Origin of the sequence: Inquilinus limosus MP06 (assembly GCF_000767795.1) — a bacterium.
Lineage (GTDB): Bacteria > Pseudomonadota > Alphaproteobacteria > DSM-16000 > Inquilinaceae > Inquilinus > Inquilinus limosus_E.
The window spans coordinates 1-1,157 of the sequence record NZ_JANX01001015.1 but is presented as its reverse complement, the minus strand read 5'-3'; the positions used below and the strand labels follow the sequence as shown (position 1 = coordinate 1,157).

Sequence of the window (1,157 nt, the reverse complement as noted above, 5' to 3'; positions counted from 1 at the left end):
GCGTCCTGATCCATCCCGGCCAGGCCATCGCGCTGCAGCGCCACTACCACCGCTCCGAGCACTGGGTCGTGCTCTCCGGCACCGCCCGCGTCACCATGGAGGGCCAGTCCCGCATCCTGCGTGAGAACGAGGCCGTCTACCTCCCCATCGGCACCGACCACAAGCTCGAGAACCCCGGCAAGATCGACCTCGAACTCATCGAGGTCCGCACCGGACCCTATCTCGGCGAGGATGACGTCGTCCGCCTGGAGAAGGCCGACGCGCTGCTGTTCGGATGACATCCGCCCGGCGGGGGCTACCCGGAAGCGATCATAGATTTAAAATCTATGGTGTCATGGAGTCCGCCATCGATTGCTGGTTTCGCACCTCGATTCCTGCGGTACAGTAGGTTGCCGCTGCGGTCCGTTGCCCGCCCGCCCATGCCGAATCGCTGAAAGAAGACCGACATGCCAGCAGGCTCTTCGAGACTTCAGGACCAGCCCGTCGCGGTGATCGGCATGGCCTGCCGGCTGCCCGGCGCGGCCGGCCTCGACGATTTCTGGTCGCTGCTGCTGCAGGAGCGCTGCAGCATCTCCACCATCGGCAGCGACCGCTGGGCGGTCGAGCGGTTCTACCACCCCCGGAAGGGCGAGGCGGGCCGCAGCTACACCCTGTCCGCCGGGCTGATCGCGGATCCCTACGGCTTCGATGCCGGCGCCTTCCGCATCGCGCCGCGCGAGGCCGAGCAGATGGACCCGCAGCAGCGGCTGCTGCTGGAGCTGGTGTGGGAGGCGCTGGAGGATGCGGGCCTGCCGCCCTCCACCCTCGCCGGCCAGCCGGTCGGCGTGTTCGTCGGCGCCTCCTCGGTCGACGCCTATACCCGGATCGTGGGCGATGCCAGCGGCATCGACACCCATTTCATGACCGGCAACACCGCGTCGATCATCGCCAACCGCATCTCCTACATCTACGACCTGCGCGGGCCGAGCCTGACCATCGACACCGCCTGCTCCTCCTCCCTCGTCGCGCTCGACGCGGCGGTGCGGGCGCTGGCGCGGGGCGAGATCGACACCGCCGTCGTCGCCGGGGTCAACATCCTCGGCGCGCCGCAGGCCTTCTACGGCTTCTCCCGCGCCGGCATGCTGTCGCCGACCGGGCTGTGCCGGCCCTTCGCCGCC

At 69.0% G+C, this 1,157-nt stretch carries 2 protein-coding genes; both read left to right on the top strand.

Going from position 1 to position 1,157, the window contains the following annotated elements:
- Nucleotides 1-278 (top strand): cupin domain-containing protein (locus P409_RS34850; protein ID WP_034849554.1); only part of this gene is annotated, 278 nt, incomplete at its 5' end.
- Nucleotides 279-446: 168 nt separating this feature from the next.
- Nucleotides 447-1,157: beta-ketoacyl [acyl carrier protein] synthase domain-containing protein (locus P409_RS34845; RefSeq protein WP_161790536.1), on the top strand; the 711-nt coding region annotated here is incomplete at its 3' end.